Annotated in this window: 17 protein-coding genes and 1 pseudogene; 6 read left to right on the forward strand and 12 right to left on the reverse strand. The window is 71.2% G+C overall.

Translation table 11 applies throughout. The annotated features are described in order from the left end of the window. Positions 1-79 precede the first annotated feature (79 nt). The 4 genes from JL475_RS02325 to JL475_RS02340 form a co-directional block, all read right to left on the reverse strand. Positions 80-1,147 carry a nitrous oxide reductase family maturation protein NosD gene (locus JL475_RS02325; protein WP_202274525.1) on the reverse strand — a complete coding sequence of 356 codons (1,068 nt, stop codon included), beginning with the start codon at positions 1,145-1,147 and terminating at the stop codon, positions 80-82. Between the two features lie 251 nt (positions 1,148-1,398). Then, positions 1,399-2,367, reverse strand: coding sequence for an acetylxylan esterase (locus JL475_RS02330; protein ID WP_202274536.1), 969 nt, complete (start codon positions 2,365-2,367; stop codon positions 1,399-1,401). 190 nt (positions 2,368-2,557) lie between these two features. Beyond that, positions 2,558-3,277, reverse strand: coding sequence for a ferredoxin reductase (locus JL475_RS02335; RefSeq protein ID WP_202274629.1), 720 nt, complete (start codon positions 3,275-3,277; stop codon positions 2,558-2,560). A gap of 73 nt (positions 3,278-3,350) precedes the next feature. Beyond that, positions 3,351-3,956, reverse strand: coding sequence for a sulfite oxidase-like oxidoreductase (locus JL475_RS02340; RefSeq protein ID WP_202274538.1), 606 nt, complete (start codon positions 3,954-3,956; stop codon positions 3,351-3,353). 396 nt (positions 3,957-4,352) lie between these two features. Between JL475_RS02340 and JL475_RS02345 the strand changes: the two genes are divergently transcribed. Continuing rightward, complete coding sequence (locus tag JL475_RS02345; protein WP_202274540.1) at positions 4,353-5,222, forward strand: putative protein N(5)-glutamine methyltransferase; 870 nt, start codon at positions 4,353-4,355, stop codon at positions 5,220-5,222. Here JL475_RS02345 and JL475_RS02350 read toward each other — a convergent pair. After that, on the reverse strand, positions 5,212-7,326 hold the full coding sequence (locus JL475_RS02350) for a SpoIIE family protein phosphatase (protein WP_202274542.1): 2,115 nt from the start codon (positions 7,324-7,326) through the stop codon (positions 5,212-5,214). The genes JL475_RS02345 and JL475_RS02350 overlap by 11 nt on opposite strands. Before the next feature lie 245 nt (positions 7,327-7,571). On the opposite strand from JL475_RS02350, the gene JL475_RS02355 reads away from it, so the two are divergent. The 3 genes and pseudogenes from JL475_RS02355 to JL475_RS02365 form a co-directional block, all read left to right on the forward strand. After that, complete coding sequence (locus JL475_RS02355) at positions 7,572-7,943, forward strand: hypothetical protein (RefSeq protein WP_202274544.1); 372 nt, start codon at positions 7,572-7,574, stop codon at positions 7,941-7,943. A 150-nt stretch (positions 7,944-8,093) separates the two neighbouring features. After that, the gene (locus JL475_RS02360) at positions 8,094-10,109 is read left to right on the forward strand and encodes an FAD-dependent oxidoreductase (protein WP_202274546.1); all 2,016 of its coding nucleotides are present in this window, start codon (positions 8,094-8,096) and stop codon (positions 10,107-10,109) included. A 31-nt stretch (positions 10,110-10,140) separates the two neighbouring features. Continuing rightward, positions 10,141-10,683: pseudogene (locus tag JL475_RS02365) on the forward strand (PadR family transcriptional regulator); the annotation flags it as partial. A gap of 174 nt (positions 10,684-10,857) precedes the next feature. Here JL475_RS02365 and JL475_RS02370 read toward each other — a convergent pair. Next, a complete protein-coding gene (locus JL475_RS02370) occupies positions 10,858-11,397 on the reverse strand; it encodes a hypothetical protein (RefSeq protein ID WP_202274551.1) in 540 nt (179 codons plus the stop codon). 164 nt (positions 11,398-11,561) lie between these two features. Beyond that, the gene (locus JL475_RS02375) at positions 11,562-12,503 is read right to left on the reverse strand and encodes a fibronectin type III domain-containing protein (RefSeq protein WP_307824954.1); all 942 of its coding nucleotides are present in this window, start codon (positions 12,501-12,503) and stop codon (positions 11,562-11,564) included. Positions 12,504-12,800: 297 nt separating this feature from the next. Between JL475_RS02375 and JL475_RS02380 the strand changes: the two genes are divergently transcribed. Then, the gene (locus JL475_RS02380) at positions 12,801-13,523 is read left to right on the forward strand and encodes a glycoside hydrolase family 75 protein (RefSeq protein ID WP_307824951.1); all 723 of its coding nucleotides are present in this window, start codon (positions 12,801-12,803) and stop codon (positions 13,521-13,523) included. 26 nt (positions 13,524-13,549) lie between these two features. On the opposite strand, the gene JL475_RS02385 is transcribed toward JL475_RS02380, so the two are convergent. From JL475_RS02385 to JL475_RS02405, 5 genes are all read right to left on the reverse strand, one after another. Beyond that, a complete protein-coding gene (locus JL475_RS02385; RefSeq protein ID WP_202274557.1) occupies positions 13,550-13,960 on the reverse strand; it encodes a PTS-dependent dihydroxyacetone kinase phosphotransferase subunit DhaM in 411 nt (136 codons plus the stop codon). Next, on the reverse strand, positions 13,953-14,579 hold the full coding sequence (dhaL, locus tag JL475_RS02390) for a dihydroxyacetone kinase subunit DhaL (RefSeq protein WP_202274559.1): 627 nt from the start codon (positions 14,577-14,579) through the stop codon (positions 13,953-13,955). Before dhaL ends, JL475_RS02385 begins: the two co-directional genes overlap by 8 nt. Positions 14,580-14,627: 48 nt before the next feature. Next, on the reverse strand, positions 14,628-15,620 hold the full coding sequence (gene dhaK, locus JL475_RS02395) for a dihydroxyacetone kinase subunit DhaK (protein WP_202274561.1): 993 nt from the start codon (positions 15,618-15,620) through the stop codon (positions 14,628-14,630). A gap of 650 nt (positions 15,621-16,270) precedes the next feature. After that, a protein-coding gene (locus JL475_RS02400; RefSeq protein WP_202274563.1) for an IS3 family transposase occupies positions 16,271-17,457 on the reverse strand; the annotation gives its coding sequence in 2 pieces (ribosomal slippage) (positions 16,271-17,202 and positions 17,202-17,457; 1,188 coding nt in all). Between the two features lie 50 nt (positions 17,458-17,507). Then, entirely contained in the window at positions 17,508-18,278 is a 771-nt protein-coding gene (locus JL475_RS02405) for an IS630 family transposase (RefSeq protein WP_202274565.1), read from the reverse strand. Between the two features lie 160 nt (positions 18,279-18,438). Here JL475_RS02405 and JL475_RS02410 point away from each other — a divergent pair, with 160 nt between their 5' ends. Next, entirely contained in the window at positions 18,439-19,227 is a 789-nt protein-coding gene (locus JL475_RS02410) for a hypothetical protein (RefSeq protein WP_202274567.1), read from the forward strand. Positions 19,228-19,371: the final 144 nt, after the last annotated feature.

A 19,371-nucleotide genomic window follows, 5' to 3' on the forward strand; every position in this document is an offset into this window, starting at 1 on the left:
TTGGGTGTCGTGCCGCACGCATGCCGTCACGTCCGCTCGGCGCGAGGTTCCCGCTGGGCGGGAGAGGCCGGCTAACCGGTCAGCACGCGCCGGCCGGTTCGGAGGTCTGGCAGACGTTGTTGACGAACTTGTTGTCCTTCCCCTTCTCGTCGCGGGTGACCAGGTCAGCCGGGCCGTTGTCCAGGACGAGGTTGTCGCGGACGGTGTTCTGCTCGTTGGAGACGCCGTCCATGCTGCCGAACACGACGATCCCGCCGGAGTACGGGGAGTCACCCACGTTGTCGTGGACCGCGTTCTGCGTCACCAGCACCTTCTCCGTACCGACGAGGACGATGCCGACCCCCTGGAGGTGGGGCAGGCGCGCGGAGGCGGGGCAGTGCTCGTTGTTCTCGTAGACCGCGTTGCGACGGACGGTCAGGTCGCCCACCGTGCGCGGAAGCACGACGAAGACGCCCGCGCAGTTCCCGGTGACGACGTTGTGTTCGACGGTGAGGTTCCTGAGCCGACGGGTGGTCATGCCGATCCGGTTGCCCGTCAGACGGTTGCCGCTGATCACCGTGCCACGGGAGTCGAGGGTCTTGCTCTCCGCGTCAGCCTCGAACACGTTGGCGGTGTAGAGCCCGGCGTCGCCGTTGCCGCTCGCGGTGTTGTAGCGGAACGAGGCGCGGGTGGAACGATCCTGCGCGATGCCCCACTGGCCGTTGTCCCGGGCGGTCACCCGGCGGACCTCCAGCTGGTCGGTGCGCGTGGCCGTGACACCGTTCCTCTTGAACCCTTCGACGGTCAGCGACTGGATCCGCGCCCCGGTGACGGGCTGTTCGTCCGTGCCGGTGACACAGATGCCGTCCCCCGCCTCGGCGCACGCACTCCCTGCCTCCTCGTCCTTTCCGGGGACGATCACGGTCTGCTCGCCCGCGCCCCGGAGGGTCAGCGGCTTGGTGAGCGTGACGCTTCCGCGGTAGGTGCCCCGCGTCAGGACGATGGTGGCTCCGGGGGCGGCCGCGTCGACGGCCTCCTGGATGGACTGGTCCGGACGGACCACTTGCTCGGACCCGCTGCGGGCGGAGGCGGCCGGCGCGAGGGCGCCCATGCCGACGACAAGGGGCGCGATGGCGCAACTAAGGCACGTGACTTGGTATTTCCTCATGATCCCGACGTTATGGGCGCCCCCGCAGTGCCGCCACTCTTGGCGACCATATGGATACGGAAAGGATCCGATCGGGCCTGTCCCCGGTTCCGTGACCGACTGTCCGGCCGGAACGGGGCACGGCGGGGACAGGGGCAGGGGCAGGGGTCATGATCGAATGCGGTTCGAACCTGGTGCTCCGGCGGTGTTTCGCCGTCCGACCAGGCCGGACGGCGAAACACCGCCGGAGCCGGCCTCGCGCTTTCGCGAGGTCAGACGTACGAGCGCATCCAGCGGAGCTTGGCCGCCTCCTGGAAGGGGCCGCCGCCCTCGTGGTCGTTGAAGTCGTACACCTCGATGGACTTGTCGTCGTGCCTCCAGGCGTTGAAGGCGGCGAAGACCGTCGAGGGCGGGCAGGTCTGATCCTCGAGGGCCGCCGAGAACAGCGCCGGGGCACGGCCGCGGGCGGCGAAGTGCACGCCGTCGAAGTAGGACAGGGTGCGCAGGGCGTCCTCGGTGCGGCCCCGGTGCGTCCTGAGGAAGAGACCGATCTCCCGGTACGGGTGCCGGTCGGTGAGCGTCGCGGCACGCGGGAAGTCGCACAGGAACGGCACGTCCGGGGCGACGGCCGCCAGGTCCGGGACCAGGCCGCCCACCGCGAGGGCGACCCCGCCGCCCTGACTCGCGCCGACGACCGCGGTGCGGGCCGCATCGGCCAGCGGGTGTGCGCGGGCCGCCTCCACCGCGCGCACCGCGTCCGTGAACACCCGGCGGTAGTAGTAGTTCTCGGGCGCGTCGATGCCCCGCGTCATGAACCCGGGGTACGCCGGCGCGCCGCCCACCGGGTCCGCCGTACCACCACCGGCGCCCCAGGCACTGCCCTGGCCGCGGGTGTCCATCACGAAGTGCGCCCGGCCCGTGGACGCCCACAGCAGATGCTCGTGGGGCAGACCGCGGCCCCCGCCGTAGCCGATGAACTGCACGACCAGCGGCAGCGGTTCCTCGGCCCCGGCGGGCAGCGTCAGCCAGCCCTTGACCGGGTGGCCCCCGAAACCGGCGAACGTCACATCGAGGACCCGCACCGTGGACAGGCCCGTGTCGACCGGCTCGAAGCGGACGTCCAGGTCGTGCTCGCGTGCCTCCGCGAGCGTCTTGGACCAGAACGCGTCGAAGTCCTCCGGGGCCGTGGACGCGCTCCGGTACTCGCGCAGTTCGTCGAGCGGAAGGTCGAACAGGGCCATGAGGGACCGCCTTTGTACGGAGACAGTACGAAGCGATCACACCGTACGTGGGCCGCGGGGACAGCCGCCAGAGCGTCTGCGGGGCTCCGTCCGCGCCCGATGCGAGAACAGAGGCGCACAGGTGGAGGGCGCGGAAAGCGCTTGTGCCCGGTGGGGCCGCCGTCCTGCGGCGGTCCCGGCGCGGCACGGGTCAGCCGAAGCGCTCGATACGGATCCGGTCCACGGGCTGGCCGGCCGCGACAAGCAGCCTGGAGGCGTGCTCGGCAAAGGAGTTGGAACCGCACACATAGGCTTCCCACCCACCCTCGGGAGCGTCGGCCAGGAGCGGCGCCACATGTGCGGCCGTCATACGTCCCACGGCCACACCCTCCGGCGCGCTCCGGGTGAACACGGGCAGGGTCTCCGCGCCGAACTCACCCCGGTAGATCAGCTCCTCGGGGCTGCGCGCCGACACCAGCAGCCGCAGGGGCAGTGACAGGTCCCGGGCCCTGTGGTGCCGCACCATCGACATCAGCGGGACCACACCCGAGCCGGCTCCCAGCAGCAGCGCGGGCCGGTCGCCCGGCCAGGCGAAGAAGCCGCTCAGCGGGCCGCGCACCTCGACCCGGTCACCGGGCCGGGCCACCGAGTGGAACCAGCCCGAGACCTCGCCGCCCGCCACATGGTCCAGGGTCAGCTCGACGTGCCCGGAGTCGTCCGGTGCGGACGCGATCGAGTAGTGGCGCTGAGCCACATAGCCGTCCTCGGCGGTCAGCCGCAGCAGCAGGTGCTGACCCGGCACATGTCCCGGCCAGCCGGGCACGGCGAAGCGGAAAGTCGCGGCGCGCGGGGTCTCGCGGCGGATCCCGGTCAGTGTCGCCGTCCGCCACACCGAGGCCGTCTGCTGGCTCACGCCGATGCGTCCGGGCACGGCGAACCGTGTCGGCGGGGCGAACCGGGCGGGGGGAGCCGAACCCTCCGGCCCCCGCGGCAGTGTCACTCGCTCAGTCACCGGAGTACCGCTGCTCCTCCCAGGGATTGCCGCGCGCGTGGTAGCCGTTGCCCTCCCAGAAACCCGGCTCGTCGTGGTCGAGGATCCGCAGGCCCGCGATCCACTTGACGCTCTTCCAGAAGTACAGGTGCGGCACGATCAGCCGGGCCGGGCCGCCGTGCTCGGGCGGGATCGGCCGGCCGTCGTACTCCCGGACGATCCAGGCCCGCCCGCCGGTCAGGTCGGCGAGCGGCAGGTTCGCCGTGTAGCCGGTGTGCGAGTAGGCGACGGCATGGGTGGCGGACCCGTCGGGCCGGACCAGATCCATGAAGGCGTCCAGGGAGACACCGCCGAACCGCACCCCGAACTTCGACCAGCCCGTCACACAGTGGATCGCGCCCTCGTACGCCGAGGCCGGCAGGGTGTGCGCCTGCTCCCAGTCCCACGTACGGGGCTCGGCCACCAGCCCGTCGATCCGGAACGTCCAGTCGGCGGGCGCGAGGTCAGGGGTGACCTCGGCGGACAGCACGGGCCATTCGTCGCCCGCGTCGTACTGACCGGGCGGCAGACCGGGGTGGTCCACGCGGGGGCGGCCGGTGAAGCCGCGGGTGATGTTCACGTGATCGGCGATTCCGTTGCGAGTGGTGCTCAGATGTTTCTGGTGTTTCCGATGTTCTCCGGCTTCAACCGTACGGGGTGCCGGAGAGCGCCCGCACACCGATCTCGCCTGCCGGCCTCCGGCCTCCGGCCGTACCGCCGGGGCCCCGGCCGCCCCACCGGCTTCGGTCCCGCCGCACCGTGTGCACCGCGCCGTACGAAAGAACGCCGTACGACCGGCCGTGTCGTCGGGTAGTGTGGCGACCCGGCTGCGGACGGTCCCAGCCGTCGACGGCCCGGGGAGGTGAGACCCATTACCGCTGTGTCAGGTCGGGTGCTCTCACCTCGAAGCGACGCGGATCACCCGTAGTAGGTGACCGCGGGAGCGCCCTTCGGCTCCCGAAAGGCTCTTGTCGCCATGCCGTTCCCGTCTCCCTCGCCCCTCCCGCAGTCCTCTCCCCGGTTCTCTCCCGCCCGGCCGCAGTCCGCCGGGCCGCCGTCCGCCCCGCCTTCCGCGCCGGCCGACCGGGAATCCGTCGTCGCCGCGCTGCGCGCCGCCGGCTGTGTCTTCGCCGAGGACGAGGCCGAGCTGATCCTCGCCGCCGCGCACACCCCGGACGACGCGACCGCGATGGTCGCGCGCAGGGTTCGTGGGCTCCCGCTCGAACTCGTCGTCGGCTGGGCCGAGTTCAGGGGCCGACGGATCGCCGTGACCCCCCGTGTCTTCGTACCCCGGCGCCGTACCGAGTTCCTCGTGACGCAGGCGCTCGCCCAGGCACCCGACGCGGCCGTCGTCGTGGACCTGTGCTGCGGTTCGGGCGCCGTCGGCACGGCGCTGGCCGACGGGCTCGGCGCGGTCGAACTGCACGCCGCCGACATCGACCCGGTCGCCGTGCGCTGTGCCCGCCGCAATGTCGCGGACGCCGGCGGCCAGGTCCACGTCGGAGACCTGTTCGAGGCGTTGCCCGCAGTGTTGCGCGGCCGGATCGACATCCTCGCGGCCAACGTTCCGTATGTGCCCAGCGGCGAGATCGGTCTGCTCCCGCCGGAGGCCCGCGACCACGAGCCGCGCGTCGCACTCGACGGCGGCACGGACGGGCTCGACGTGCTGCGCCGGGTGGCCGCCGGGGCCCCCGACTGGCTGGCTCCCGGCGGGTGCCTCCTGGTCGAGACGAGCCGCCGGCAGGCACCCGCGGCCACCGCCGTCCTCACCGGTGCCGGACTGCGGGCCCGCCGGGCCGCGTCCGAGGAGGAGTACGCCCATGTCGTGATCGGCGTCAGACCGTAGGAGCGCCTGCGCGTCCCCTGCCGTCGGGAGTCGTCGCGCGGGCGATGAGCAGGGCCACGTCGTCGAAGTTGTCGGGCTCGTGCAGCGTGCGCAGCAGCAGGTCGCACATGTCCTCGAGGGAGCGGTCGGGGCCGTGCAGCAGCGTGAGCAGGCGGTCGAGACGCTGGTCCAGCGGGTGCCGGCGGGTCTCGACGAGACCGTCGGTGTAGAGCACCAGCCGGTCGCCCGGCTCGATCCCGACGACGGTCGTGGAGAACTTGACACCGCCCACGCCCAGCGGCACCCCGGTGGGCAGCTCCAGCAGTTCCGGGGTGTCGCCGACCCGTACCCGCACCGGCGGCAGATGTCCCGCGTTGGCGATCAGGCATTGGTGTTCACGGGGGTCGTGGACGGCGTAGACACAGGTGGCGATGGCATCCTCCAGACCGCCGACGATCCGGTCGAGGTGCTCCAGGAGCACCGCCGGATCGAGGCCGAGCGAGGCCAGCGTGTTCGTCGCCGTGCGCAGCCGGCCCATGGTGGCCGCCGCCGGGATGCCGCTGCCCATCACGTCTCCCACCACGAGGGCCGTCCTGCCGCCGTCCAGCGGGATCACGTCGAACCAGTCACCGCCCACCTCGCTGGTGCTGCCCGCGGGCTGGTAGCGGGAGGCGACCTCGAGCCCGCCCGTGACGGGCGGATGGCTGGGCAGCAGACTGCGCTGCAGGGTGAGCGCGGCGTCGCGGGCGCTCTGGTACCAGCGGGCGTTGTCGATCTGCACCGCCGCGCGGGCGGCCAGTTCCCGGGCCAGCAGCAGATCGTCCTCGTCGAACGGCCGCGGATTGCCGATGCGTTTGAGGTCGAGCGCGCCCAGCACCTCGCCGCGCGCGATGAGCGGCACGGCCAGATACGAGTGCACGCCCGCCCGGCCCAGCAGTTCGGTCGCCGGGGCGGAGCGGGCGATACGGGTGAGGTGTTCGTCCTTCACCTGCGGCAGCATCACGGGCAGGCCGGTGCGTACGCACTCGGTGACCAGGCGGTCCGGGCCGTACCGGGCCACCTGGCCCGGCGGATCGGCCGCCCGCAGGGCGTCGTCCGAGCCCACGCCCGCGCCCCGGACCGCCAGCGCCCGGATCATCGCCGGTTCGGTGGGGGCGATGGTGCTGCGGTGGCCCCGGACCACCGCGTCCAGCAGATCCACGGCCGCCACGTCGGCCAGTTCCGGCACGGCCACGTCGGCCAGCTCACTGGCCGTACGCTCCAGGTCCAGGGTGGTGCCGATCCGCACCGAGGCGTCGGCGACGACGGCCAGCCGGCGCCGGGCCGTCTCGGCCTCCACGGCTGCCCGGTACTGCTCGGTGATGTCCACCACGGACACGGCCACGCCCAGCACCGAGCCGAGCGCGTTCTCCAGCCGGTAGAGCGAGACCGACCAGGCGTGGTCCACCTCGGGATCGGCCGGAGTCCGGCCGATCATGGACTGGTCGACGACCGGTTTCCCGGTGTCCAGGACCCGGAGCGCCGCGGCCTCGACGGCGTCGGCGTCCAGCCGCGGCAGCACCTCGCGGACCGTGCGGCCCAGATGGTCGTCGGCCGGCACGCCGTTGATCTGTTCCAGTGCCGGGTTGACCGAGACGTACCGCAGACCGGTGTCCAGTACGGCCAGCCCGATCGGGGACTGGGCGACGATCCGGGTGGACAGCGCCACGTCCCGCTCCATCCGGCGCACGGTCGACTGGTCGACCGCGAGGCCGAGGGCGTAGACGGCGCCGCGGTCGTCCGTCAGCCGCATGTTGCGGAACTCCACCAGCCGGGTGCCGCCGTCCTTGCGCCGGATGGGGAAGGCCCCGGCCCAGCTCTGTCCGGTGCGCATGACGTCGGAGAACAGCTTGACCACCAGGTCCAGATACCGCTCGTCCACCATGATCCGCGCGGCGTACCGGCCCAGCGCCTCCTCGGCGCTGTAGCCGAACAGTTCCTCGGCCTGGGGGCTCCACAGCACGATCCGCCCCTCGGGGTCCAGCACCACCGAGGCCACACGCAGCACGTCGAGCAGCCCGCTGGGACGGACCGGCCCCGGTGCCGCCCCGCCGCCCTCGACCAGGGGTGACTCGGCTGAACTCATCGCACGCCCCGCCTTCGCCGATTCCCACGGCACACCGTCGCGGTGCCGTCATCCCTTGTTCTACCGTGCGTGGGGGCGATTTTCCGCCGCTCCGACCGTCTCCTGCCACCTTCTTCCTCTCATCCGGCGGGTGCCCCGCGATCCCCCGGGCACGCCGGTGGTGCGCGGGTAGTGCTCCCGCGCGTGCGGTGTTTCCCTGGGGAGGGGTGGGGAAGCCGGTGGGGGCGACGAGAGGAGCGATCACGATGGGCAGTGAACGAGCGCACCCGGAATCCGTCTCGGTCGAGATCAGCGGGTGCGACAAGCATGACGCGCGGATCGTCTTCGACACGCTGTGTGCGTGCTACACGTCCGACCGGTGCTCCGACGACGTACCGGAGAAGTTCCACGAGACCCGCCCGATGGTGTGGCTCGGCACGTTCGACGTCGCCGCCCCGCAGGAGGGCGGCGCCCGCCCGGCCCGGCTGTCGTCGCCGGTCGACGCCGACGTGTACGGCGGCTACTGGGCCGTCGACCGGTTCCGCACCACCCTGGACTCCCTGTTCACGGTGCACGATCTGAGCACGGTCTCGGGCGACCAGGAGGAGGAACTGCACATCCGCCTCGAAAGCCGGTGACCCGCCGGGGGCACGGCGGCGCGCACGGACACCCCGACGGTCCTCCGCGCCGCCGGCTCACCGCGCCCTCCGTCATGCTTGTGCAACTAGTTGCATAAGCAGGTGCGCGTCCTCTACAACAGAGGCACCACACCGCGCACGGAGGGCCCGATGAGCCGATACCCGCACCTGCTGACCCCCCTCGACCTGGGCTTCACGACCCTGCCCAACCGGGTCCTCATGGGCTCCATGCACATAGGCCTCGAGGAGGCCGAGGGCGGCTTCACGCGCATGGCCGAGTTCTACGCCGCCCGTGCCCGGGGCGGCGTGGGCCTCATCGTCACCGGCGGCATCGCACCCAACGACGAGGGGCGGGCCTTCGAGGGCGGCGCGAAGCTCACCACCGACGCGGAGGCCGAGCAGCACCGGACCGTCACCGAGGCCGTGCACCGTGAGGGTGGGCGGATCGCCCTGCAGATCCTGCACTTCGGCCGGTACGCCTACCACCAGGACCTGGTCGCCCCCAGCCCGCTCCAGGCGCCGATCAGCCCCTTCACCCCCCGCGAACTCACCGACGCCGAAGTCGAGCGCACCGTCGACGACTACGTCCGCACCGCCCGCCTCGCCCGGCAGGCCGGCTACGACGGCGTCGAGATCATGGGCTCCGAGGGGTATCTGATCAACGAGTTCATCGTCGAGCAGACCAACCGGCGCACGGACCGCTGGGGCGGCTCGTACGAGAACCGGACGCGCTTCCCCCTGGAGATCGTCCGCCGGGTGCGCGAGGCGGTCGGTGAGGACTTCATCGTCATCTACCGGCTCTCCATGCTGGACCTCGTCCCCGGCGGCTCGACCCTGGACGAGGTGATCGCACTGGCCCGCGCCGTCGAGGCGGCCGGCGCCACGATCATCAACACCGGCATCGGCTGGCACGAGGCCCGCATCCCCACCATCGCCACCTCGGTACCCCGCGGTGCGTACACCTGGGTGACGAAGCGGCTCATGGGTGAGGTCTCGGTCCCCCTCGTCACCACCAACCGCATCAACACCCCCGAACTCGCCGAGGAACTGCTCGCCGAGGGACACGCCGACATGGTGTCGATGGCCCGCCCGATGCTCGCCGACCCCGACTTCGTCGCCAAGGCCGCGGACGGCCGGTCCGAGGCGATCAACACCTGCATCGGCTGCAACCAGGCCTGCCTGGACCACACCTTCAGCGGGCAGATCACCTCCTGCCTGGTCAATCCGCGTGCCTGCCACGAGACCGAACTGGTGCTGTCCCCGACCAGGCACCGCAAGCGCGTCGCGGTCGTCGGCGCCGGCCCGGCCGGGCTCGCCTGCGCCGTCAGCGCCGCCGAACGCGGCCACGACGTCACCCTGTACGACGCCGCGAGCGAGATCGGTGGCCAGCTCAACGTCGCGCGGAAGGTCCCCGGCAAGCAGGAGTTCGACGAGACCCTGCGCTACTTCCGTACCCGGCTCGCCGAACTGGCCGTGGACGTACGCCTGGACACCCTGGTCACGGCCGACGACGTCGCCGGCCACGACGAGGTCGTCGTCGCCACCGGCGTCAGCCCGCGCGTGCCCGACCTCCCCGGCGTCGACCACCCGAGCGTGCTCGGCTACCTCGACGTGCTGCGCGACGGCGCCCCCGTCGGCGACCGGGTCGCGATCCTCGGCGCGGGCGGCATCGGTTTCGACGTCGCCGAGTTCCTCACCGACGGCGGCGACAAGGCGCACGAGCACCCCGAGACGTACTTCCGTCAGTGGGGCGTCGACATGGAGCACCGCACGCCCGGCGGTCTTACCGCACCCCAGCGGTCCGCCCCGCCGCGCACCGTCCACCTGCTCCAGCGCAAGACGTCCAAGGTCGGCGCGGGGCTCGGCAAGACCACCGGCTGGATCCACCGCACCGAACTCCGCCACCGCGGCGTCACCATGGTCCCCGGGGTGCGCTACGACCGTATCGACGACGCCGGTCTGCATGTCACCGTCGACGGCGAGAGCACCGTTCTGGAGGTGGACACGATCGTCCTGTGCACCGGCCAGGAGCCGCGCCGCGACCTGTACGAGGAACTGGTCGCCGCCGGGCACGCCGTCCACCTGATCGGCGGCGCCGACCTGGCCGCCGAACTGGACGCCAAACGCGCCATCAAGCAGGGCACGGAGCTGGCGGCGGCCCTGTAGAGCGGCGCGTTCCGTCCCTAGGATCGATCCCATGTCACTCCCGCACGCCATCCTCACCGCCCTGCTCGAGAAGCCGTCGTCCGGGCTGGAGCTGACCCGGCGCTTCGACAAGTCGATCGGCTACTTCTGGTCCGCGACGCATCAGCAGATCTACCGCGAGCTGGGGAAAATGGAGGCAGAGGGCCTGATCCGGGCGCTGTCCGCCGAACAGCCCGCCCGCGGGCAGAAGAAGTCCTACGAGGTCCTGCCGGCGGGCCGCGCCGAACTGGCCCGCTGGACCTCCGCCTCGCAGGACCCCAAACCGCTCCGCGACGCGCTGTTGCTGCGGCTGAGGGCGGCGGCAGTGGTCGGCACCGGAGGGCTCGAGGCAGATTTTCGACGCCATCTGGAGCTGCATGAAAGGCAGTTGGCTGAGTACAAGGACATCGAGCAGCGCGACTTCCCGCCCGGCAGGGACGACAGGGAGGACCGGCTCCGGCATCTGGTGCTGCGGGCCGGCATCGACCTGGAGACCTTCTGGACCCGGTGGCTCGAGCACGCGCTGACGGAGTTCGCGGAGTTGCCGGACACCGAGCGGGCGGGGCGGAACGAGCGGACCGGGCGGGCTGAGCCGACCGACTCGCCGGGCTCCGCCCCCACGGATCCGTCCGGCTCCGGGCGTGCGGAACCGGACGGATCGGGCTCCGGAGGAAAGTGACGCCGGCCGCCCGACCGGAGCGCGTCGGACGTGATGGCGGCCGACGCCGTCTCAGAGGCGGTTCGGCTTGCCGCGCCGCCGCAGGTACCAGACCGTGGCGACGAGACCGGTACCGACCAGCGCGCCGCCGGCCACCAGTGTCACCGTGCCGTAGTCGGTGGAGCCGCCGCCGATGCCGCCCATCACCCCGCGGGTCGGCGAAGGCGAGACGGAGGCCGCCGGGCTGGGAGCGGGATCGGCGGCGACGACGACGGACTGCGTGCCCGCGGTGGTCCCGTTCGAGCACATCACGATCACCGTGTGGGTCCCCGAGCCGACGTCCGACCAGGCGGCGGACTGTCCCGAGCTGGTACCGGACAGTGCCACCTGGCGGCCCTGGGAGAAGTTCGACTTGCTGCTGTCGAGCAGCGAGGCGGTGCCCCAGCTGCCGTTGAGCTGGGCGCACGCGGTGGTGGTGACGGAGACCGTCGAACCGGTGGTGCTCACGGAGATTCCGGGGCCCGAGGCGGCCGGGCCCGCCAGGGTCAGGGGCAGCGCGGCGGCGGCTGCCACGGTCAGACCGGAACGGAGCAGTGGCTTCGAATAGCGCATGTGAACTGCCTTCCGGCGGCACGGCTGGCGGTACATCCCTTGCGCCGCCGAGGATCGGGGAACGCCCGTGCTGCCACGGGCCCAGCCAATGCGCACCCGGCCCGCGGCGCATTCCGGCCGCCGCCGGGCAGGTGACGACTGTCGTCGCCCGGACGGGGACGGGCTCAGCGGTGCGGGCCCGTCGTCACCGTGCGCTCCGCCGAGAAACCGCCCCAGGTCCCGTCCGGCAGCTTGGCCCGGATCCGTACCCGATGGGTGACCCCCGCCTCCTCGCCCGCGTAGAAGTTGTACGTCGCCCGGTCGCGCGGCGCGTCCCCTCCGTAGACGAGTGAGGTGGCCGCGCGGCCGTCGAGCCGCACCTCGTACTCGGTGATCACCCCGTCCACGCGTGGCGGCACCCAGCTGAGCTCGATGTGGTACGCGCCTTCAAAGCGGTGACTCGTGGCGCGGAAGCCGGTGGGCGCCGTGGCGCGACCGTCGTCACGGCCCGGTGTGGTGAGGCGGACGGGGGCGCCGGCGGGGGAGAGATTGTCGGCGGCGTCCCGAGCCCGGACGGTGAAGGCGTAGCGGGTGCCCGGCCGCAGCCCCGTCACCACGGTGGCGGTCTGCCCCCCGCCGACGCTGTGGATCTTCGCCCCTCCCTGGTACACGTCGTAGGAGAGCACACCCCGGTCGTCCGTCGAGGCAGACCAGGACAACTGCACCGCCCGGCTGCCGGCCGCTGTGCCGCGGACGTCCGTGGGGCGGCTGGGCGCGGACCGGTCGGCAATCGTGGCCGCGGGTGTCGTCGCCCGGACCTCCCGGCTGCGCGGTCCGAGCCGCCCGTCCGTGTCCCGCGCCCGCACGGTGAAGGCATAGGTGGTGGCGGGCCGGAGCCTGGTGACATCCACCATGTGTTCGGAACCGGGTACTTCCTTGACTTTTGTGGTGCCCCGATATACCTCGTACCGGCTCACCCCGGCGCTCGCGGAGGCGACGGTGTTCCACATGACATGCACGCTGGTGGCGCTGCCTGCCTCGGCCGTGACACCCGTCGGAGCTCCGGGCGGCCGTTCGCCGTCGTTCCCGCTTCCGTCCCCGGATCCGCTCCCGCCGCAGGAGACGATCAACAGGAGCCCGCCGCAGAGCGTGCCACGGAGCGCCCCGCGCAGCACGCCACGCCGGTACGGAGGCACGGCAACAGGAAGGCCTCGCACGGCTCTGCCTCCCGAAGGGCACAGGAACGGTGAAGTGGTCCGTACCAATATGGCGTGGCTGATGCGACCACATCAAGAGGGTGTGGCGGGGTCCTTGTGAGGCGGCCGAAGGTGCACCGTACGGCCCTGTCTCGGTGGCCGCGGCACCACTCCGGGATGAGATTGACCGAGTGCTCGTCAGTGTCCCCCACGAGAGGCCCGCACACCGTGAACCCTGTCCAGTCGCTCGCACTGGCCGTGGCCGGCGTCTCCCTGTTCGCCCCCGCGACGTTCCACGACACCTCGTCCCGGGCCCGCACGGAACAACCGGTCGTGCGGCAGGAGGACGCCGTCAGCGTTGCCGACGCTGTCAGCGCCGCCGACCTGCTGGCCGAGGTGCGTGACTGCACCCCCGTCTCCCACGGCAACCACCGGAGCGACCAGGGCGCCCGCGCCACCATCTCGGTGTGCGGTACTCGCGACGCCGTGTTCTGGAAGGCCGACATGGACATCGACTGCGACGGACAGCCCGGTGTTCGTTGCAACAACCGCACCGACCCGCACTTCTCCGCCACCACCGCCTTCACGCAGTTTGACGGCCGCCCCCTGAAATCCGAGACCCTGCCCTTCGTGGTGGTGCCGGCGCCGAGCGAGCTCTGGGACCACCGGGCGCACGGCGTCCGAGGCGGCTCGGTGGTGGCCGTCGTGTACCGCGACCGGGTGCAGTACGCGGTCGTCGGCGACACCGGCCCCGCGGGTGTCATCGGCGAGGCGTCCTACGCGACGGCCGAAGCGCTCGATATCGATCCCGACCCGCGGGGCGGCGGCACCTCCTCCGGTGTCACCTACATCGTGTTCAGGGACAGTCGGGTGACCCCCGTCGAGGACCGCCGGGCGGCGGTGACGACGGGGGAGAGGCTCGCCCGGCAGTTCGTGAACGGCACCCGGTGAACGGCGACTGCGCCGAAGCCAGACCCTCAGACCTTCCGATACGTGTACGCATCCGCCGCGGCGGCCTCCACCGCCGCGAGGTCCGCTCCCGTGGCCGCCGTGACCACTGCGGCCACCGCTCCCTCCACGAACGGCGCGTCCACCAGCCGGGTGTGCTCCGGGAGCTCGTCGCCCTCGGCGAGCAGCGCCTTCACGGTGAGCACCGCGCTGCCCAGATCGGCCAGAACGGCGACCCCGGCGCCACCGTCGACGGACGCCGCCGCGGTGGCGACGAGTCCGGCGCTCGTACCGAGACCTCCGTCCTCCGTGCCGCCCGCCGGGGCGACGGCCACCGCGGTACCGGCGCCGGCCAGGCCCTTCGCCAGCTCGGCGACCGAGGCCGCCACCTGCGCGCTGTGCGACACCAGGACGATCCCCACCAGCTTTCCGTCACTCACCGGCTGCCTCCGCGGCTCCGGCGGAGCCGGAGGCATCGGCGAGGCCGGCGATCAGCAGCGCCGCCGACGTGGCCCCGGGATCCTGGTGCCCGATGCTCCGCTCGCCCAGGTAACTGGCCCTGCCCTTGCGGGCCCGCAACGGCGTCGTGGCCACCGCGCCCTCCTCGGCGGCGGCCCGCGCCGCGGCGAAGGAATCGCCGAGCGCGTCGACCGCGGGCACCAGGGCGTCGATCATCGTCTTGTCACCCGGCGCCGCGCCCCCGAGCTGCCGGACCGCGTCCACTCCGGTGCGCAGCGCCTCGGCCAACTGCTGCCTGCTCACCTCGGCGGCCTCCCCGAGTGCCTTGCCGGTGCGGCGCAGCAGCGTCCCGTACAGAGGCCCGGACGCGCCGCCCACGCTCGAGATGAGCAGACGCCCGGACAGGGTGAGGACCGCGCCGGGCGTGGCGGGCGGCTCCTTCTCCAGCGCGGCCCGCACCGCGGTGAACCCGCGCTGGAGGTTGATGCCGTGGTCGGCGTCCCCGATGGGGGAGTCGAGGGCGGTGAGCCGCTCCGCCTCACGGTCGACGGACTCGGCGGTCACCGTCATCCAGCGGCGGAAGAACTCGGCGTCGAGCACTGGAACTCCTTGCGAGATAGGCACTGTGAACCGATACCCCGGTGTCCGTCAGACGCCCCAGCGCAGTCCCGGCGTGTTCACCGGCGCGTCCCACAGCCGCAGCAGCTCCTCGTCGATCTGGCACAGGGTGACCGAGGCACCGGCCATGTCGAGCGACGTCACGTAGTTGCCGACGAGGACCCGGGCGACGGGAACACCACGCTCGCCGAACACCCGCTGCACTTCGGCGTTGAAGCCGTACAGCTCCAGCAACGGGGTCGCACCCATGCCGTTGACCAGGACCAGGACCGGATTGCGAGGGGTGAGGTCCTGGAGGATCGCGTCGACGGCGGCCTCGGCGATCTCACCCGAGGTCATCATCGGCCGCCGCTCCCGGCCCGGCTCGCCGTGGATACCGATGCCCAACTCCAGCTCGCCGGACGGCAGGTCGAAGGTGGGGCTGCCCTTGGCGGGCGTGGTGACGGCGCTCAGGGCCACGCCGAAACTGCGGGAGTTCTCATTGACCTGACGGGCCACGGCCTCCACCCGCTCCAGCGGCTGCCCCTCCTCGGCCGCAGCGCCCGCGATCTTCTCCACGAACAGCGTCGCCCCGGTACCGCGCCGACCGGCGGTGTAGAGGCTGTCGGTCACCGCTACGTCGTCGTTGACCAGTACTTTCGCGACCTGGACGCCCTCGTCCTCGGCGAGCTCGGCGGCCATGTCGAAGTTGAGCACGTCACCGGTGTAGTTCTTCACGACGAACAGCACCCCGGCCCCGCTGTCCACGGCCGCCGCCGCCCGCACCATCTGGTCGGGCACGGGGGAGGTGAACACCTCGCCGGGACAGGCCGCCGAGAGCATCCCGGGTCCCACGAACCCGCCGTGCAGCGGTTCGTGCCCCGATCCGCCGCCGGAGACCAGACCCACCTTCCCGGCCACGGGAGCGTCCCGCCGGACGATCACCCGGTTCTCCACATCCACCGCGAGTTCGGGATGAGCCGCCGCCATCCCACGCAACGCGTCCGCGACCACGGTCTCCGGCACATTGATCAGCATCTTCACGGGTGCCTCCTAGGGGGCTTAGCAGGTGGGTCTTCCACCTGCGTTTTTGCTGGTCAGAGTAGGTAGGGGAAGTTTTCGATCTTGACGGTCCGCAGTGGCCGGAAGCGGGCTGTGGCGGTACTGATGCTGACTTAATGCTGACTTTGGTGACGGGCCGTCAGGTCTGCTGGGCGGTCGGATGCGGGTCGGCTGAAGTCCTCTTGTCTGAAGTATTGACCTTGCGGGAGCGAAGGTCACGTACGCGGGCGCTCAGGTGCGCCCGGGAGGTGGGACGGACCGCGACGAGGACGGGGCCCGCGCGGCCGACGCGGCGGTGCCGGGAGAGGCTCCGCCGTGAAATCCAGGAAGAGAACGCTCGAATCCCTTGGTGACCTGGAGTACGAAAATCCGGCTCCGGCGATCCCGCAGGAGCCCGCGCAAGATCGAAGATCGTCGGGTTCGCCGGAGTCGTCGCGAAGTAGGGGTGAGCGTCCCGGTTCGGACAGGGAAAACGCAGTACAGGCACGGTCTCAGTGAGCATGTGAGTGTCGAAGTCCCATGAACACTTGGTGAGTCCGTCCCTGCACCTGCATTTTCCCTCATGCCCGCCCCGCTGGAACAACTGGCCCGTGGAGTTGCCCCGGTCTGACAGACACCGATGGGCTTGCGAGCTATGCGGCTGCGTAGAGCACTCTATGTGGTGCCTTCGCGGCGTGACGACGTTCGTACTCGGCCGGGCTGAGCTGGCCGTTCGCCGAATGGCGGCGCCGGGGATTATAGAAGCCTTCGATGTAGGCGAAGAGGGTCTGCTCGGCGTGGTGTCGGGTGGGAAAGGCGGCCCGGTCGATGAGTTCGGTCTCCAGGGAAGCGAAGAAGCTCTCGGTGACGGCATTGTCGAAACACGAGCCGGTGCGGCCGGTGGAAGGCCGGATCCCCGCCTCTTCGCATCGCTGACTGAACGTCAGGCTGGTGTATTGGGAGCCCTTGTCGCTGTGATGCACGAGGCCGGGACGGGGTCTGCGGGCCGTGACCGCCATGGCGAGGGCGTCGGTGACCAGCTCGGTTCTCATGTGGTCGGCCATCGCCCAGCCGACGATGCGGCGGGAGAACAGGTCCAGGACGACGGCGAGGTAGAGCCAGCCCTCGCCGGTGGGGACGTAGGTGATGTCCGCGGTCCAGCGCAGGTTCGGCGCGCTCGCGGTGAAGTCGCGGCCGATCAGGTCGGGGGCGGCTGTGGCCTGCCGGTCCTGGCGGGTGAGCGAGACCCGGCCGGTGCGGCGGTGCACGCCGGTCAGCCCGGCCTTGCGTATCAGGCGGGCGACGCGCTTGCGCCCGACGGACAGGCCGTCGATCTCGCGCAGGTCCGCGTGGATGCGCGGGGCTCCGTAGGTTCCGTGGGACCGCTCGTGGTGCCCGCGGATCTTCTCCGTGAGCTCGGCGTCCTCCCGCCGGCGGCGGGAGGGGGCGCGGTCCCTCCAGGCGTAGTAGCCCTGCCGCGACACACCCAGCAGCCGGGCCATCAGGGAGACGTCATGGTGTGCCGTGTTCTCGTCGATCAGCCGGTAGCAGATCACCGGCTGGTCTCCCGGACGAAGAAAACCGTGGCTTTGCGGAGGATCTCCTTCTCCTCACGCAACTGCTTCACCTCGCGGCGCAGCTGGGCGAGTTCCTCCTTCTCGTCGCTGGTCAGGCCGGGGCGTTCCCCGGTGTCCACCCGGTCCTGGTTGGCCCAGGTCCGGATGGTCTGGGCGGACGGCTCGAACTCCTTGGCCAGTTCCTCCGGCGACCGACCAGAGCGGACCAGCTCGATTATCTGGCGACGGAACTCCGGCGGGTAGGCCGGACGCGTCCTTGGCACGATGAACTCCTCCTTGCGGGACTTAGTGTCCCAAAGCGAAAGGTTGTCCATCAAACCGGGGCAACTTCATCGAGGAACTCGCGCCACCGCTTGCGCGGGCGGATGCGGTAGTACAGCTTGCCGGTGGCCAGATCGAGGGCGGCGAGCATCTGCCGCACGCCGCCGTAGCGGTGGTAGGTGGCCCGCAGCCGGCGCGGACGCCTCACCGGCCCCCACGCCTTGCCCTTGCGGGGCAGCAGGTTCAGCGGCCCGAACTCATCGACGCATATCACCCGTCCGCCGGCGGGCGGGGTGTCGTACAGCGCCAGGACGCGGTGCATCTTGGCGATGAACTCCGGGTCGGTGGACGCCTTCCACGTGGTAGTGGTCTTCCAGGAGACCTTTCCCTCGCGCAGGATCCGGCGCAGGCTCTCCCGGCTGATGGCCGCGGTCACCTTCTGCTTGACCAGGTGCTCGGCGAGCTTGCTCAGGCTCCAGGTGGAGAACGCGGTGATCTTCCAGTCCGCGGGAGACGTCCGGGCGATCAGGCAGATGCGCTCACGCACCTCATCACTGATCACCCTCGGGCGCCCCCCGCTCCATTTTGGGTCCAACGCGTCGAACCCCTGCTCGTTGAAGGCGTGGATGACATCGCGGACGTAGTCCTCGCTGACCTGCATCAGCACGGTGATGTCCTTGACCGTCTGGCCCTGGGCCGACATCAGCACCACGATCGCCCGGCGGAGTTTCACCGGGTCCTTCGCACTCCGACTGATCCGCTGCAGCTTCCGGCCCTCGTCCATCGTGACCGGCCGGACGAACACACTCGGTCGACGCCCCACGACCACCTCCAAGATCAGATCTTGGAGACAGTCTGCTGGCCAACGAGCAGCAGGTCGATTGTGACTGATTCCCAATCATGTTTGTCAAGGGCGCCGGGAACGTGGTGGAGGCCGGGAAGTGATCCCGGCGCTCGCCGCTGGCGGGTGAGATCCTGAACGGATGAACGAGACATCCGCTGCTCTGGCGACCGCTCGGTGGCCGCTGGCCGCGGCTGGGGAGACTGATTGGCTGCGGGAGCTGGCCGACGATGACGGGCTCACCGGCTTCATGCCGCCGGCACTGCCCGACGCCGCCTGGGTGCTCCACTCCATGTACGAACACGAACTCGGGCCCATCGACATGTCCTATGTCGCGTATCAACGAGCCGTGCTGAATGGCGGCGGGCCCGAGATCATCCCGGGCCTCGACCCCGCGGACGTGTTGGGGGTGACGCCGGGCGAGCCCCGCGGCCCCCGTTGGCGCCGGCTGCGCTGGGCGGAGCTCTCGCGGCGGACTGGTGATCCCGTGGCGCCCGAGGGGCAGCTGCCCTGCTACCGCTCATTCCCCTCGCTCCGGGAGCCGAGCGGCTGGCCGGTCGGCATCGCGGGGCCGTCCGAGGGCAGCCTGGACCAGGCCGACTGGAACCGCCTGGTCGACATCCTCACCGAGCACAGCCCCCAGGGTGCGGAGACCCGCTGCCTGGCCTACTACAACCCGCTGTTGCAGAGGGCTGAGGACTTCGACAACTTGCACGTCCGGGCCGGCGCGCTCGCGGATGCCAAGGCGTTGTACGACTACCCGGAGGAGGACGGTTGGACCCCGTCCAACCTCTGGGCCCAGGACCGGTCCTGGGTCCTCTGCACGGACTACGACCTCTGGGCCACCAAGGTGGCGGGCCCTGCCCCGCTCGTCGAGGCCCTCCTGAACGACACGGAAATCGAGGCCCTCCGACTGCCCTGGACCCTCTGATCCCGACCGCCCGGCCTGGGAACGACCAGGTGTGGCCAAGAGGCCACATGAAGCGCACAGTGGGCACTAGGGCCTGTTCGGGGTCGTGATCTCGGTTCCGATGCCCGCATCCGGCGAGGGCGGCCGAGCTGGTAGAACACCCTT

Origin of the sequence: Streptomyces sp. M2CJ-2, from assembly GCF_016757295.1 — a bacterium.
Taxonomy (GTDB): domain Bacteria; phylum Actinomycetota; class Actinomycetes; order Streptomycetales; family Streptomycetaceae; genus Streptomyces.